We start from the raw sequence: 15,473 nt of genomic DNA, 5'->3' as shown, positions 1-15,473 counted from the left end.
CTCATTTCCAGGCAGGCAAACTAGCAGAGGGATTTGCCGGGGATGTGTGGCACCTGTGAAAGCGGCCCCTGCGCAAAGGGCGCGGGGCAGAGCTGTTCCGCCAGGTCCTGGAGCTCCTTCGGGTGGAAGGGCTTGGTGAGGTAGGCGGCGGCGCCGGACGCGATTCCGGCCAGGACGTCGTCGTTCTCTGACCTGGCCGTAAGGAACAGCAGGGGGGCCTTGCTCAATGCCCGAACGGCGCGGGCCACCACATGCCCGTCCATGTCCGGCAGGCCCAGGTCCAGGGTCACCAGCACGACGGCAGGGTCCGCTGCTGCAGCGATGCCCTCGGCGCCGGTGGCGACGGCCCTCACCTGGAATCCGGCGCGGGTCAGGACCATAGTGATCAGCCCGCGGATATCGTCGTTGTCTTCAACGACGAGGCAGACACGCGTGTTTTCCATTAGAGCCCCCCGGCAATGTTGGCATCAGTCTACCGCCGCCGGTCCAGTGAGCAGGCAACAACGCCGGGCAAGGCAGCAATGCCGACGACGGCGGGAGCCCCCAACGCTGAGGTGCAACGTGACGCCGGGCTGCTACCCGTCGTAGTGCGTCCGTGCCGGGCCTTGGCCGAGGGCGGTGACCACTGCCGTCGCAACGTCATGCAGCTTGGAATTGCGCGTGCTGGACGCCGTCTTCAGGATTTCGAAGGCGTCCTGCTGGCTGCAGCGGTTCTGGGCCATAATGATGCCCACAGCCATGTCGATGACTGTGCGGGACTCCAGGGTGGCCCGGAGATTCGCCGCCGTCTCGCTGTAATGGGCAAAGCGGACTGCCAGCCGAAGCGCGAGGGAGGTCTGGCTGACGAAATCCTCGGCGAATTCCCGCACGCGGGCTGCAAAACGGTTGGGGCGGCCCGAGTACAGCAGAAGTGCGGCCTTGGTGCCGCCTTCCAGCTGAAAAGGCAGCGCAAGGACGGAGCGGACGCCCTCGGCCAGCAGGGCTGCGGAGTAGTCAGGCCATTGCCCGTCCTCCCGGATGTCCGGCACATGGACAGTTTCCTGGGTGGTGGAGGCCGTCATGCCGGGCGTTTCATTGAACTCGTACTCAAGCCGTGCCACTGCCCCGGCGGCCGGGCTGCTGCTGGCCACCATGGCGGCCTTCCGCTCCCGCAGCAGGGTAATGGCGCAGAGGATCTCATCGCCGGGTTCCGACAGGTTGCGGGCAGACACCTGCGCCAGCTCGTTAAGGAAGTCCTCAACATCGGAGCTGTTGAGGACAAGTTCATGCAGGTGGTCGGTCATGGATGTATCAGTTTTTGCAGTTGACTCGCGGGCCACGGATTCTTGGTGCCATTCGCTCAGGTCAAAACGCGCCGGCAACATGCTCCCTCCACCCAGGGGGCGGATGGCGACTATGCTCGCTGGATCGACGAACTTTCCAACGGCCTGCTGCTAAACCGATATCCAGAAGTATATACACCCTCCGGGGCCGGGAAGCATCATTTTGACGCGCCGCCAGTCGGCCGGCACTGGCGGTGGAACAGGCATTACCGGCAGAATGGGGCAGGCACCGGCGGTGCCGGCGGCGGACCCGGAAACCAGCGGCTGCTGCGTTATGGAGGGACAGAATTATGCCCAGACTGCTCATCATCGGTCCGCCCGGCTCCGGCAAGGGAACGCAGGCGGAACACCTGGCCCGGCATTTCGGCGTCCCCGCAGTGTCCACCGGCGAGATCTTCCGGAGCAATGTGAACCGTGAGACGGAACTGGGAAATGAAGCCGCGAAGTACCTCGACGACGGGGACTTCGTCCCGGACCACCTCACCAACGCCCTGGTCAAGGACCGGCTCCTCGAGGCGGACGTCCAGGCAGGCTTCCTGCTGGACGGCTACCCGCGGACCGCACCCCAGGTGACGGAACTGGACAACATGCTGGCTTCCCAGGGTGAGGCCCTCGATGCGGTTATTGAACTGGAGGCCCCCGACGCCGAGCTGGAGCAGCGGATGCTGCAACGTGCCGAGGGCGAGGGTCGCAAAGACGATACCGTGGACGTGTTCAGGCGCCGCCTTGACCTCTACCGCCGCGAGACCCAGGAAGTTGTATCTGTCTACGCGGGGCGGAACCTGCTGGTGCAGGTGGACGGCAGCGGCGACCCCGGCGAGATCACCAAACTGGCGATTGACGCCGTCGAACGCTTTATCAGCACAAAAGGAGAACGCGCATGAGGGTGGCAGTAACCGGAGGAAGCGGCAAGCTGGGACGGCACGTGGTGCGCAGGCTGGCCGACGACGGGCACCAGGTGCTGAACCTGGACCGCGCGGGGGAGCGGAACCCGGGACTGGTGGTGGTGGATCTCCGCAACTACGGCCACGTCCTTGACGTCCTGCTGGGGGTGGACGACCGCCACAGCGGGTTCGACGCAGTGGTCCACCTCGGTGCCGTTCCCGCGCCCGGCATCATCCCGGACGCAGCCACCTTCGAAAACAACATGCTCGCCACCTACAACGTGTTCCAGGCCGCCCGCCGGGCCGGCATCAAGAAGGTGGTGTACGCCTCCAGTGAGACGGTGCTGGGCCTGCCGTTCGACGTCGACCCGCCCTACATTCCCGTGGACGAGGAGTACCCGGCGAGGCCGGAGAGCACCTACTCGCTGGTGAAGCACCTCGAGGAGCAGATGGCGGTGGAGCTGACGCGGTGGGACCCGGAGCTGAGCATCTCCGGGCTCCGGTTCTCCAATGTCATGGACCCCGAAGACTACGACAAGTTCCCGGCCTTCGACGGCGATGCGACACTGCGGAAATGGAACCTCTGGAGCTACATCGACGGCCGCGACGGCGCGCAGGCGGTGGTCCGTGCGCTGGAGAACGCCGGGCCGGGGTTTGAGGCGTACATCATCGCCAACGCGGATACCGTAATGAGCCGGCCAAGCGCGGAACTGGCTGCGGAGGTGTTCCCCGACGTCAAGGTCACGAAGGACCTGGCCGAGCACGAGACCATGCTGTCCATTGACAAGGCCAGGCGGCTGCTCGGCTTTGAGCCGGAATACTCCTGGCGGAACCGCCGGTCGGACATCACCGCTGGCGCGGTGATCTAGCCAGCAAACGTCCAGCCGCAGAAATCTCGAAGGGTTGGCACAGGATCCTGCAAGGACCCGGTTTCGGTGCGGAACCGGGTCCTAACCTTTTGGTAGGGCAGATAATCACTTGCCCGCGCAGCCCGCAACGCCAAAACAAGGACCCCAAAATTCGCACTCCATCCTTTGTGCTGCCCTTCGCAGCAGTGCTGGTCTCCGCCGCCGCCCTTTCCGCCGCTTCCGTGCCGGCGTCAGCAGCTCCGCCGGCAAATGCCGGCACAGCGGAGCGCTACATCATCCAGTACGCAGCCAATGCCGATGTAGCCGCAGAGGCAGCCGGGCTGCGGACGCAGGGACTCGGCGTCGACCGTACTTTTGCCCACGCCTTCCGTGGCGCAGTGGTGACCGCCAGTCCCGCCCAGGCGGCGGCGCTGGCACGTTCCGGCCGCGTGGTTTCCGTGGAAGCCGATGCCCCCGTCAGTTTCTCCGCAACCCAGCAGCCCGCACCCTGGGGCCTGGACCGGGTGGACCAAAGACCCCTGCCCTTGTCCGGGTCCTACTCCTGGACGGCATCCGGAGCCGGTGTAAGCGCGTACGTGGTGGACACCGGCGTCCTGGCTTCACACGCGGACTTCGGCGGGAGGGTGGCCGCCGGCTGGAGCGCCGTTGCTGACGGACTGGGCTCCAGCGACTGCAACGGACACGGCACCCACGTGGCAGGCTCGGTGGCCGGGTCAACCTACGGCGTGGCCAAGGGCGCCACCATCGTGCCGGTCCGGGTGCTCGACTGCAACGGCTCCGGCTACAACTCCGACGTGGTGGCGGCCCTGGACTGGATTGCCGCCCACCACACGGCGGGAACGCCCGCAGTGGCCAACCTCAGCCTGGGCGGCGGCGCCAGTACCGCCGTGGACGCGGCCATCCAGGCAGTAATGAACGACGGCGTCACTGCGGTGGTTGCCGCGGGCAACTCAGCCGTGGATGCCTGCGGCGGTTCTCCTGCCCGCGTTCCCGCGGCCGTAACCGTAGCTGCCAGTGACTCATCTGACCGGCAGGCGTCCTTCTCCAACTTCGGGTCCTGCGTGGACCTGTACGCACCCGGCGTGGGAATTACCTCAACCCACCACACGTCTGCCACCGCCACTGCCTCCATGTCCGGAACCTCCATGGCCGCCCCCCATGCGGCAGGGGCAGCGGCGGTGCTGCTATCCCAGAACCCCGCACTCTCGCCTGCCCAGGTGGCGGGCGCGCTCGCTTCCAATGCCACGGCCGGCGTCATAACCGGAGCCACCAGCGGCACCCCCAACCGCCTGCTGTTTTCCGGCGCTGTTGCTGCCGCCCCCGCACCGGCACCTGCCCCGGTGCCCGCCCCTGCCCCTGCCCCGGCCCCGGCACCGGCGGTTCCCGCTGCACCTGCGCCCACCGTCACCGCCACCACACCGGGCCCCAACGCAACGGCAGTGGCAACGGGAACCAACGTGACGGCCACCTTCAGCGCCGCGGTCCAGGGTGTCACCGCGGGAACGTTTGTGCTCAAGAACGCCGCCGGCAGCACCATCCCGGCCACCGTCACCTACAACGCCACCACCCGCACCGCCACCCTGGACCCGGCGGCCGGTCTTCCCGCTGACGGAACCTTTACCGCCACGCTCGTGGGCGGGGCCTCCGCCATCCGCGACACCGCCGGCACCCCTTTGGCCTCAATCAGCTGGAACTTCCTTACCGGCCCGGCCCCTCTGGTCACCGGTTCCACTCCCGGCAGCAACGCGCTGCTGGTGCGGCGGACCAACAACATCAGCGTTACCTTCAACGAGGCCGTCCAGGGCGTCGCCGGGACCACTTTCACGGTGAAGAATGCTGCCACCGGCACCGTGGTTCCGGCCGCCGTGTTCCGGAACGGCACCACCAACCAGTGGATTCTGGACCCCCAGCAGGCGCTGGCCGCCAAGACCAAGTACACCGTGACGGTGACCGGTGGCAGCGCCGGGGTGCGTGACCTTGCCGGAAACCCATTCGCCGGCAGGAGCTGGCAGTTCACCACCGGCTCGTTCTAGCCCGTTCTGGCGTGAAGACGGAAACGAAAAGGAGGCCGACGGCGGCTGGTAACAGCCGGCGTCGGCCTCCTTTTCAGGGTTGTGTCCCCAGAGGCCTTCCTCAGTGGTCGATCGGGACAAGCTCATAACCGTCTGTCTTGGCTATCAACTGTCGGCCGTCGACACCGTTGGGGCTAAGCCAGAGAGCTGACGAGTCCGCTGTGACGTCCTCCACCTCGCCGGTCCGCAGAACCCGGCCGCCAGAGCGGAGTTCCACCCAGTGGCCCCGCAGGTCCTCCCAGTTTTCACCTCGTGCGACGGGCATGACTCTTCGTCAGATCTTGTCTGAAGTGCTTGCCGGAACCGGGAGGGGCTGGTCCGGCGCCTTCTCCCGGGACTGGGTCGATTCGGTGGAAGCCGGCGGTACGGGCTTCCTCTTGAAGCGGTTGCTGATGCCGGTGCCACCGCCGGTGCGGTTTTTGTTGAAGATGTCGAAGCCTACGGCGAGCAGGAGGACGAGTCCCTTGATGAGCTGCTGGTAGTCCGTCCCGAGTCCCAGGATGGACATCCCGTTGTTCAGCACGCCCATGATCAGGCCTCCGATCAGGGCCCCGGCCACCGTGCCAATGCCACCTTGGACTGCCGCTCCGCCGATGAAAGCTGCCGCGATCGAATCCAGTTCAAACCCGGTGCCGCCGGCTGGTTGTGCGGAGTTCAGGCGGGCAGTGAAGACCAGTCCTGCGAGTGCGGCCAGTACGCCCATGTTGACGAAGAGCCGGAAGGTGACTGCTTTGGTTCTGATGCCGGAAAGTTCGGCGGCGTGGAGGTTACCGCCGATGGCGTAGATGTGCCGGCCGAAGATGCTGTTGTTCATCAACGCGGAGTAGGCGATGACGAGCACGGCGAGGACGATCAACACGATGGGGGTGCCGCGGTAGCTCGCGAGCAGGAACGTGATGACGAGCATGAGAAGCGCGATGAACGCCGTTTTGATGGCGAACCAGGCCACGGGCTCGTTTTCAAGGTTGAACCTCTTGCGGATCCTGCGTTCCTTCAAGGACTGAAAGAGGATCGCTGCAGTGCCACCGACGCCGAGGATGACGGTCAGCCATTCCAGGACGGACGTGCCGCCGGTGATGTCGGGCAGGAAGCCGCCGCCCAGCGCGCGCAGTTCGTCGGGAAACGGGGTGATCTGCTGGTTCTTCAGGGTGATCAGTGTCAGCCCTCGGAAGATCAGCATGCCGGCGAGCGTGACGATGAATGCCGGGATGCCGACATAGGCGATCCAGTACCCTTGCCAGGCTCCCACCAGGGCGCCCACCAGCAGGCAGGCGGGGATAGCCAGCCACCATGCCCATCCCCACTGGACCATCATGACCCCGGCGACGGCGCCAATGAAACCGGCGACGGAGCCGACCGAGAGGTCAATGTGCCCGGCGATGATGACCATCACCATGCCGATGGCCAGGATGAGGATATAGCTGTTCTGAACTACAAGGTTGGTGACGTTCTGGGGCTGGAGCAGGATTCCGTCGGTGAGGACCTGGAAAAGGATAACGATCAGGATCAGGGCGACGAAGATGCCAACCTGGCGGAGGCGGCTTGTCAGGAAGCCGAGGGATTCTCGTAGGGCGGACATGCTATTCCTTTTCTTTGGTCATGAAGTGCATGAGAGTTTCCTGGGAGGCCTCGGCAATTGGGACTTCACCGGTGATGTGGCCCGCTGACAAGGTGTAGATCCGGTCGCAGATGCCCAGGAGTTCGGGGAGTTCCGAGGAAATAACGATGACTGCTTTTCCTTCAGCGGCCAGGCTGGCAATGATCGTATAGATCTCGAACTTGGCGCCCACGTCGATGCCCCGGGTGGGTTCGTCGAGGATCAGCACGTCAGGATCGGAAAACATCCACTTACTCAGCACCACTTTTTGTTGGTTTCCTCCCGAGAGCTTGCCTGTGATGGCAGCAACGGATGGCGCCTTGATGTTCATGCTTGCCCGGTAGCGGTTGGCCACGGCTGTTTCTTCGTTTTTGTCCACCCAGCCGCGTTTTGCCAGCTTTCCCAGCGCCGCCATGGAGATGTTGCGTTTGATGTCTTCGATGAGGTTCAGGCCGTAGTGTTTACGGTCCTCGGTGGCATAGGCAATCCCGTGCCTGATCGCGTCGGGTACGGTGGCGGTGTTGATCTCCCGGCCATGTTTGTAGACTTTGCCGGAAACCGCACGCCCGTAGGACCGGCCGAAAACGCTCATGGCGAGTTCAGTCCTGCCCGCGCCCATGAGGCCGGCCAAGCCCACCACTTCGCCCTTGCGCACGGTGAGGTTAGCGTTGGACACCACCATGCGCGTGTGGTCCTGGGGGTGCTGGACCGACCAGTCTTCGATGCGCAGCACTTCCTCGCCGATCTCGGGAGTACGTTCCGGGTAGAGGCTGTCCAGGTCACGGCCAACCATTCCGCGGATGATGCGTTCCTGGGTGATCTGGCCTTGGTCGAGCCGAAGAGTCTCGATCGTCCTGCCGTCACGGATGATGGTGACGGCGTCGGCGACCTTTCGGATCTCGTTTAGTTTGTGGCTGATGATAATACTGGTGATTCCCTGGCCCTTGAGGTGCAGGATCAGGTCCAGGAGGTGGCCTGAGTCCTCATCGTTGAGGGCTGCCGTGGGTTCATCCAGGATGAGAAGCTTAACTTCCTTCGACAGCGCTTTGGCGATTTCCACCAACTGCTGCTTGCCGACGCTTATGTGCTGGACCGGCGTGACAGGATTTTCGGCCAGGCCCACCCTGGCCAGCAGCTTTGCCGCTTCCAGGTTGGTTTTGCGCCAATCCACCCAGCCGTTTTTGGCCTGCTCATTGCCGAGGTAGATGTTTTCGGCGATCGAGAGGTAGGGGCTGAGGGCAAGCTCCTGGTGGATGATCACGATGCCGCGCTTTTCACTGTCATTGATGCCTGAGAAGTTGCACGGCTCGTTTTCGAAGAGGATTTGCCCGTCGAACGAATTATCAGGGTAGACGCCGGAGAGGACTTTCATCAGGGTCGATTTCCCCGCGCCGTTCTCGCCGCAGATGGCATGCACCTCGCCGCGGTTAACATCCAGCGTGACATCCTGCAGGGCCTTGACCCCTGGGAAGGTCTTGGTGATTCCTCGCATTTGAAGAATGGGTGTGTTCATCGTCAATTCCCACTGACTGGTTGGAAGCTGGCAACCTGCTGCTGCAGGAGCTGGGGGAAGGGTGTGGCCGGGCCGAAAGGGCCCGGCCACCGCCTTGCGGGGTTGTTACTTGACGTCGGCGTCCGAGTAATATCCGGAGTCCAGGAGTTCCTTCTTGTAGTTGTCCTTGGTGATGATCACGGACTCAAGCAGATACGCCGGTACCACCTTGACCTTGTTGTCGTAGGTCTTGGTGTCGTTCACTTCAGGCTCCTGGCCCTTCAGAACCGAGTCGACCATCTTGACGGCCTGAGAGCCCAGCTGCCGGGTGTCCTTGAAGATGGTGGAGTACTGCTCGCCGGCGATGATGGACTTGACCGAGCCTTTTTCGGCATCCTGACCGGTCACGACTGGAAGGGTTCCCTTGGCGTAGCCGCCCGTGCTGGTCAATGCGGAAATGATGCCGATGGAGAGGCCGTCATAGGGGGAGAGCACGCCGTCCAGTTTTGTGCCTGAGCTGTAGGCGGCGGTGAGGATGTCCTCCATGCGCTTCTGGGCCACGGGAGCCTGCCAGCGCAGGATGGCTGCCTGCTCGAACTTGGTCTGGCCGCTGGGCACCTTCAGGGTTCCGGCGTCCAGGTAAGGCTTCAGCGTGTCCATGGCGCCGGTCCAGAAGAAGTTGGCGTTGTTGTCATCCGGGCTGCCGGCAAAAAGCTCGACGTTGAAGGGGCCCTTCCCCTCCACCTTGTTGCCGCTGGCATCCACCAGGCCGAGCCCGGTCAGCAGGGACGTTGCCTGCTGCACCCCCACGGTGTAGTTGTCGAAGGTGGTGTAGTAGTCAACGTTCGGGGAACCGTTGATCAGCCGGTCGTAAGCGATGACCTTGACGTTCTGCTCTTTGGCTTTAACCAGGACGTCCGTCAAGGTGGTGCCGTCAATAGCGGCAATAATGAGGGCCTTGGCGCCCTTGGTCAGCATGTTCTCAATCTGGGAGACCTGGGTGGGAATGTCATCGTTGGCGAACTGAAGATCAGTCTTGTACCCCAGGTCCTTCAAGGACTTCTCGACGTTTCCGCCATCAGCAATCCAGCGTTCGGAAGTCTGCGTGGGCATCGAGATGCCCACCAGAGATTCACTGGGATTGGCAGAGGCCCCTGCCTCGGTGGCTGTCCCTCGGGAGCCGCAACCTGTGGCACCGACAGTGACTGCCAGGGCGACGGCAACGGCGCCAAGGAGTTTCCTAATTCTCATGATTTTCTCCTTTCGCGGAGGCTGGTCCGCGAAGTGGTGCTGGGCCCGCAAGCATCTGCGCTTGCCGGCGGATAAAGCCGCCAGGAGTACCTGGTGTTGATGCCCGAAAGGGCTACGGACATGAGTGGAACTGCGGATCCGGCAGAATCGGTGGCCGAGCCGCCGCCTGCAGTTCCAGAAGTCCGATGCTTGTTAGCGCTAACACGCATGCTACGGCAGAGTAGCATGTGAGTCAAGTCACTATTGACCTTCCGGCGGTAGTCCTTCCAGCACGAACTCGGTGCGGCCATGGGCGGCGCCGTTGATCTGAAGCTCCAGTGCGTGCAGTCCCGGATGATGCACCCTGGTGGTCATCTGCCTGAACGCATGGCGCTTGGAGATGCTCCTGCTCTCGCCTGGTGCAAGGGTCAGGGTTGAGATCTTGAAGACCTTTGCGGACTGGCTGCCATTGGCCTTGCGGTAGTGCACCAGGTAGTCCACCGCGAGGCGCTCGTCCTGGCTGCCGGTATTGGAGATCTCGAAGGTGAACGTCAGCTCGCCGGGCAGTGTGAGGACTTCCTGGTCAAGGCGCGGCCCGGAAACGGCCACCGACGCCGGGTTGAACCCCAGCAGCGCCAGCGCGCCCGGGTGCCCCTTCTTGACCAGGGTGCGGAGGCCGTGGTGGACCACCCAGCCCGTGTTGCTGTCTGCTGCCGAGAACCAGTGCCGGGCGGCGTCCACAGCAGCATCAGGCGCGTGGCGTGCGAGATCGTTGAGGTGGTTTGCTACCGAACGCCGTACATACTCGGATGGGTCGCGATAGAGGGCTGTGAGGATGGGCAGGGTGGCCTCGGGCCGCTGGACGAGGGCCGGGACCCGCACCGCCCACGGCAGGTAAGGACGCGTACCCTCGCTCGCCAGCCGGCGGACGTGCTCATCAGGGTGCGCAGTCCAGCCCAGGATTGCTGCCAGGGCCCGGTCCGGATGCCTGGCAAGAAGGCGGCGGACGGCGAATTCCCCAGTGAGCCGTGGCGTCAGCTCGGCAAGCAGGGCCAGGCAATCGTCGAAATCCTCCTCCGCACCTGAGGCAAGGGCGAGGGTGACGGCCGCCTCCGAAAGCGGCCAGAGGACCCATCCGGTGAATTCCGGAACTGCCAGTGCCGCGCGGAAGCTGCCGGACGCCGTCGTATATCCCGGGACCGGACTCATGCTGATGTCAGCCAAAAGGGCATCGGCCACCAGATCGGTCCGTGCGCGCAAGTTCAGGTCGCCAAGCAGCGAGGCGGCGGCAGCGGTTTGCTGCCACTGCACCGCGGGCGCGCTGTCCGTCAAAATGCGGGTCAGTGTGCCTATGCCCGGAGGATCAATCAGTTCGTTCATCACGCCCATGCAGTCAGGCTACCGCCGCGGTACGACGATCACGTCGGGCATGGATGGAAAGGCCCGGGCCTGATACCGCCCCAAGGCCGGGCAACCGGGATAATCTTCACCCTAGGCAGATTTCCATCCAGGGACGGGCATGGCAGTGGCACAGCAGGGAACAGCGGGTTCCGGGGCTACCGGGAAAAGGGCCAGCAGGTGGCGGGTCTTCCATGACAAGTTCGTGGTGGAAGAGCGTTATGTGGAGCCGGACGACCGGCGGGGCCTGTACCGGGCGTCGATCATTCTGGTGGCGCTGGGGGTGGCGCTCTTCCTCGCCACCCTGATCAGCGTGGTGCAGGCCGACGGCCTCTCCGCCGCTGACGGCCCTGTGCGCGACTGGCTCCTCGGGCTAAGGTCACAGGCCCTGACGGTCGTGATGATCTTCCTGGCCGTGGTCTTCGGTCCGGTAGCCCTGCCCATCATCGTCCTGGTGGTGGTTGCCGCTTGGGGCTTCGCGGCCAAGCACGCCTGGCGCCCCATCCTGCTGGCGTCGGCGATGCTCACGGGCGTCATCATTTCGCAGATCATCCTCCAGATCGTGCGGCGCTCCCGTCCCCCGGTGGACCAGATGCTCTTCGGCATCGACCACACCTTCTCGTTCCCCTCCGGACATGTCTTGGGAGCCTGCGACTTCCTGCTGGTGGGTGCCTTTTTGATCTACTCCCGGCGCAGCAACCGGCGGGTTGCCGTATTCGGGTTCGTCGGGGCAGGAGTGGGCATTGTGCTCGCTGCCGTAAGCCGCCTGTACCTGGGATACCACTGGCTCAGCGACGCCCTGGCGTCCCTGTCGCTGTCCCTGGTCATCCTGGGCGCAGTGATCGCCGTGGACACGTGGCGGACGGCGAGGGTTCCGGGTGAGCGGATCACCGGCGAACTGTCCAAGGCGGACGCGCCGCGCGACTGAGTCTCAGGCCGGTGGCCGGGACCGTGCCCGCTTGAGGGCCCGATGGAGCTTCACGTTGGCCTCCTCCAATTCCAGCACCATGGCAACTCCGGCGAGGTTCAGGCCCTGTTCCAGGAGCTCACCGATCCGCAGCAGCACCGCAATGTCCGCATCGCTGTACTGCCGGGTGCCGCCGGAAGTGCGCGACGGCGTCAGCAGGCCCCGGGTCTCATAGAGGCGGATGTTTTGCTGGCCCGTGCCGGCCAGCTTCGCCGCCACGGAGATGGCATACAGTCCACGTCCCTTTCCGGGCACTGGCGCCCGCCGTGCTTCCTGCTCTGCCATCAGTTCTCCAGAAATTTGTGGTGGGTCTTGCTTCAGTTTCCCACGGGTGCTATAAAAAATCTATATTCACCACCATAGATCATGGGAGTGGATATGGCACCGATCCAACATCTAACAAGCTGAAGGAGTGGGAAATGATGTTGATGCGCACGGACCCGTTCCGTGAGCTGGACCGGCTCACGCAGCAGGTCTTTGGAACTGCCGCCCGGCCGGCCGCCATGCCCATGGATGCCTGGCAGGAAGACGGCGAGTTTGTGGTGGCCTTCGATCTTCCGGGCGTCAAGCTCGATTCCCTGGACCTCAACGTTGAGCGCAACGTCCTGACGGTCCGGGCGGAACGCCAGGATCCCACGCAGCCCAACGTGGAGCTGGTGGCCTCCGAGCGTCCCCGCGGCGTCTTCAGCCGCCAGTTGATCCTGGGCGACACCCTGAACACGGACAACATCAAGGCAAGCTACGACCAAGGTGTCCTGACGCTGCGGATCCCCGTGGCCGAAAAGGCCAAGCCGCGCAAGATCGAAATCGAGACGCAGCAGGGCCAGATGCAGCAGATTGGAACCTAAGCCAGTTATGGCCCGCGCAGGGCAACCCCTGGTTGCCCTGCGCCCGGCAGCTCTGGAACCGGAGCACTGACATGAACCAAACCCCGGACTACTACGCCACCCTGCACATCCCGCACGACGCCAGCCGCCAGCAGATATCACGCGCCTACCGGGCGCTGATGCGCAGCCACCACCCGGACCTGGAAGGCGGACGGGCCGGATCCGAGGTGCAGGAAGGAATGCAGGACAGGGCGCAGGGCACCGCGTCGGGTGGACGCACGCCGCCACCTGAAACGGAGTTGCTGCGGATCATGCAGGCCTTCGCCGTCCTGCGCGATCCTGCCCGCCGGGCAGCCTACGACCGCGAAGTGCAGGCAAAACCGGCAGCCCGTTCAGCGCCGGCAACCCGGACCGGGACGGACATCCCGGTCCGGACCGTCCGGCACCCGGCGGGCCCTTCCGGGGACACCATTCGCATTACCCCCGTGCGCTGGGAAAGCGGTCCGTGGGCCTAACGGCCACTACACCCGCGCAGCCGGGACCTTCAAACCCGGGGGAGCCGACCCCCGGCCCCACTTCGAGAGGCGGAAAACTGTATGAGCGACTGGCGCCGCTACGATTCGCACCTGATGCCTGCTTTCCATGAGCGTTTTGAAAAGCGGTGGGGCCAGGGCACCGCGCCGTTCCTGGACCCGGAAGCGCACGAAGAACCCCTGCCCCGCGCCCAGTGGATCAACCCCACAACCGGTGCGGCGCTCGCTGTGGTGCCAGTCTGGACGGACGACGAAAAGCAGCAACGGTCCTTCGGCGTGTTCTACCTTCCGCCTGCCGGCGACATCTGGGTGCTGCGGCCGGGCTACACGGGTTACCTCGAACCGGCCGACGGCGAAACCGAGCACCTGGTGGCGCTCCGGAACGATGCCTTCCGCAAGGCGCTGACGCACGCAAAGGAATTCCTGTTCGGCGACCAATAGGACCCCGGCTGAGCTCGATCCGTGGGTGGAGCGCAGGCAACAGGACTGCACTGCGAGGTCCACCCGGCCCGGAACTTCCTCAGTTCCTCATCCAACCCAGACCCTTGCAGCACGCTCACCGGCAGCAGGTGAAACGTGCAAGGATATGGTCCTGACCTCGCGGAAGTTGAAGGACTCCGCAGGTACCGTCCTGTCCGTCAGTAAGGGTTGAATCGATGCACATTACCGCCAGGGACCTCGCAGCACTGATCCCGCCGGGGTTCACCCTTGGAGTGGCCACCGCAGCCTTCCAGATCGAAGGCGCGCTGGAGGAGGATGGCCGCGGACCCGCAGGCTGGGACGTGTTCTCCCGCAAGCCCGGCGCCATCGTCGAAGACCACAGCCCGGCCATAGCGTGCGACCACTACCACCGCATGCCCCAGGATGTGGCGCTCATGAAACAGCTGGGGGTGGACTCGTATCGGTTTTCGTTCGCCTGGCCCCGCATCCAGCCCACCGGCAGCGGTGCGGTGAACCGGGCCGGCCTGGCGTTTTATGACCGGCTGCTGGACGAACTCCTCGCCAACGGGATCTCACCCATGGCCACGATCTACCACTGGGACACGCCCCTGGCCCTGGACGAGGCGGGCGGCTGGATGAACCGCGACACCGCCTACCGCCTGGGGGAGTACGCCGGCATCCTCGCCGATAAGTTCGGCGACAGGGTAGCCCGGTGGGTGACCATCAATGAGCCCGCCACCGTGAGCACCAACGGGTATTCGCTCGGCCTGCACTCGCCCGGGCACGAGCTCGTCCTGAATGCCTTCCCCACCGTCCACCACCAGCTGCTGGGCCACGGACTGTCCGTGCAGGCCCTAAGGGCAGCGAATGTTCCCGGTGAGATCGGCATGACCAACGTCTATTCGCCCATGGTCCCGAACTCCATCAACCCGCTGGACCGGATCAGTGCGGGCCTCATGGACCTGGCCCAGAACCGGCTCTACGCGGACCCCGTGTTGACCGGAAAATATCCGGACCTGATCCGCGCCGCCAAGTTCTTCAGCTCCTTTGAGCACCCGGCCGAGGACATGGAGCTCATCTCGCAGCCGCTCGATTTCTATGGGCTCAACTACTACATGCCCACCAAGGTGGCGGTGGGCCCGGGTGCGGGCGCCGTGCCGGCGAGCATGGCCGAGGCCATGGGCAGCGACCTCAGCGCGGCCGGGAGTGGCGGAACCCCCTTCCACGTGGAAACCTGGCCGGAGGCAGACATCACGTCCTACGGCTGGCCGGTGAAGCCGGAATACATGGGTGTTGCCCTGAAGGAGATGGCCGAACGGTACCCCAACCTGCCCCCCGTCATCCTCACCGAGGGCGGGGCCAGCTTCGAGGACATCATTGTCCGGGACAAATCCACAAACACCCGGTTCATCCCGGACGAGCGCCGCCTGAAGTACCTTTCGGACCATCTTGAGGCCGCGCTGCGGGCCACCGCCCCGGGCGGCGACGCGGAGTCGATCGATCTGCGCGGCTACTACGTCTGGTCCCTCTTGGACAACTTCGAGTGGTCGGCCGGCTACAACCAGCCCTTCGGGCTGCTCCACGTGGACTTCGAGACCCTGGAACGGACCCCCAAGGCCTCCTACTTCTGGTTCCAGGAACTCATCGAGGAGCGCGACCTTGTCAACGTGGCGGAGGCGGCGATCGCGCAGGCAGCCGTGCCTGAGGTCCTTGACACCGAAGCGCCCGACGACGGCGTGTCACCTTTGGGTGCCAGCGCTTAGGAAGCGCTGGCTGGAAAAGCTTGGGGCCGGGACCGTGCGCGCTGGCAAGGCACGCGGTTCCCGGCCCGGCCTTGTGTT

The 15,473-nt window shown here is 64.5% G+C and carries 16 protein-coding genes; 8 read left to right on the top strand and 8 right to left on the bottom strand.

What is annotated here, in order from left to right; translation table 11 throughout:
* Positions 1-20: 20 nt before the first annotated feature.
* Positions 21-443 carry a response regulator transcription factor gene (locus M1D93_RS16580; protein WP_461172556.1) on the bottom strand — a complete coding sequence of 141 codons (423 nt, stop codon included), beginning with the start codon at positions 441-443 and terminating at the stop codon, positions 21-23.
* Between the two features lie 132 nt (positions 444-575).
* Positions 576-1,319 (bottom strand): GAF and ANTAR domain-containing protein, encoded by a 744-nt coding sequence (locus tag M1D93_RS16575; RefSeq protein ID WP_461175048.1) that lies wholly within the window; start codon positions 1,317-1,319, stop codon positions 576-578.
* Positions 1,320-1,612: 293 nt separating this feature from the next.
* Here M1D93_RS16575 and M1D93_RS16570 point away from each other — a divergent pair, with 293 nt between their 5' ends.
* The 3 genes from M1D93_RS16570 to M1D93_RS16560 all read left to right on the top strand — a co-directional run bounded on the left by M1D93_RS16570 (position 1,613) and on the right by M1D93_RS16560 (position 5,108).
* Positions 1,613-2,206, top strand: a complete 594-nt coding sequence (locus M1D93_RS16570; protein WP_461172555.1) for an adenylate kinase — start codon at positions 1,613-1,615, stop codon at positions 2,204-2,206.
* Entirely contained in the window at positions 2,203-3,075 is an 873-nt protein-coding gene (locus M1D93_RS16565) for an NAD-dependent epimerase/dehydratase family protein (RefSeq protein WP_461172554.1), read from the top strand. The genes M1D93_RS16570 and M1D93_RS16565 overlap by 4 nt, the downstream gene beginning before the upstream one ends.
* A gap of 167 nt (positions 3,076-3,242) precedes the next feature.
* A complete protein-coding gene (locus M1D93_RS16560; RefSeq protein ID WP_461172553.1) occupies positions 3,243-5,108 on the top strand; it encodes a S8 family serine peptidase in 1,866 nt (621 codons plus the stop codon).
* Positions 5,109-5,208: 100 nt separating this feature from the next.
* Here the strand turns inward: M1D93_RS16560 and M1D93_RS16555 are convergent, their stop codons facing one another.
* The 5 genes from M1D93_RS16555 to M1D93_RS16535 form a co-directional block, all read right to left on the bottom strand.
* Entirely contained in the window at positions 5,209-5,412 is a 204-nt protein-coding gene (locus M1D93_RS16555; RefSeq protein ID WP_461172552.1) for a hypothetical protein, read from the bottom strand.
* A gap of 9 nt (positions 5,413-5,421) precedes the next feature.
* Positions 5,422-6,726, bottom strand: coding sequence for a multiple monosaccharide ABC transporter permease (gene mmsB / locus M1D93_RS16550; protein ID WP_461172551.1), 1,305 nt, complete (start codon positions 6,724-6,726; stop codon positions 5,422-5,424).
* A gap of 1 nt (position 6,727) precedes the next feature.
* Positions 6,728-8,257 (bottom strand): multiple monosaccharide ABC transporter ATP-binding protein, encoded by a 1,530-nt coding sequence (gene mmsA / locus M1D93_RS16545; RefSeq protein WP_461172550.1) that lies wholly within the window; start codon positions 8,255-8,257, stop codon positions 6,728-6,730.
* Between the two features lie 105 nt (positions 8,258-8,362).
* A complete protein-coding gene (chvE, locus tag M1D93_RS16540) occupies positions 8,363-9,487 on the bottom strand; it encodes a multiple monosaccharide ABC transporter substrate-binding protein (RefSeq protein WP_461172549.1) in 1,125 nt (374 codons plus the stop codon).
* Between the two features lie 240 nt (positions 9,488-9,727).
* Positions 9,728-10,855 carry a DNA alkylation repair protein gene (locus M1D93_RS16535; protein WP_461172548.1) on the bottom strand — a complete coding sequence of 376 codons (1,128 nt, stop codon included), beginning with the start codon at positions 10,853-10,855 and terminating at the stop codon, positions 9,728-9,730.
* Positions 10,856-10,985: 130 nt separating this feature from the next.
* Here M1D93_RS16535 and M1D93_RS16530 point away from each other — a divergent pair, with 130 nt between their 5' ends.
* On the top strand, positions 10,986-11,792 hold the full coding sequence (locus M1D93_RS16530) for a phosphatase PAP2 family protein (protein ID WP_461172547.1): 807 nt from the start codon (positions 10,986-10,988) through the stop codon (positions 11,790-11,792).
* Between the two features lie 3 nt (positions 11,793-11,795).
* Here the strand turns inward: M1D93_RS16530 and M1D93_RS16525 are convergent, their stop codons facing one another.
* The gene (locus M1D93_RS16525; protein WP_461172546.1) at positions 11,796-12,116 is read right to left on the bottom strand and encodes a MerR family transcriptional regulator; all 321 of its coding nucleotides are present in this window, start codon (positions 12,114-12,116) and stop codon (positions 11,796-11,798) included.
* A gap of 137 nt (positions 12,117-12,253) precedes the next feature.
* On the opposite strand from M1D93_RS16525, the gene M1D93_RS16520 reads away from it, so the two are divergent.
* The 4 genes from M1D93_RS16520 (at position 12,254) to M1D93_RS16505 (ending at position 15,395) form a co-directional block, all read left to right on the top strand.
* Positions 12,254-12,679, top strand: coding sequence for an Hsp20/alpha crystallin family protein (locus M1D93_RS16520; protein ID WP_256250095.1), 426 nt, complete (start codon positions 12,254-12,256; stop codon positions 12,677-12,679).
* A 71-nt stretch (positions 12,680-12,750) separates the two neighbouring features.
* Positions 12,751-13,173 carry a J domain-containing protein gene (locus M1D93_RS16515; protein WP_461172545.1) on the top strand — a complete coding sequence of 141 codons (423 nt, stop codon included), beginning with the start codon at positions 12,751-12,753 and terminating at the stop codon, positions 13,171-13,173.
* Between the two features lie 81 nt (positions 13,174-13,254).
* Positions 13,255-13,632 (top strand): hypothetical protein, encoded by a 378-nt coding sequence (locus M1D93_RS16510; protein ID WP_461172544.1) that lies wholly within the window; start codon positions 13,255-13,257, stop codon positions 13,630-13,632.
* A 215-nt stretch (positions 13,633-13,847) separates the two neighbouring features.
* Entirely contained in the window at positions 13,848-15,395 is a 1,548-nt protein-coding gene (locus tag M1D93_RS16505) for a glycoside hydrolase family 1 protein (RefSeq protein WP_461172543.1), read from the top strand.
* Positions 15,396-15,473 lie beyond the last annotated feature (78 nt).

The organism is Arthrobacter sp. Z1-9 (assembly GCF_054792695.1).
This window is presented reverse-complemented; position numbering and strand designations above follow the sequence as displayed.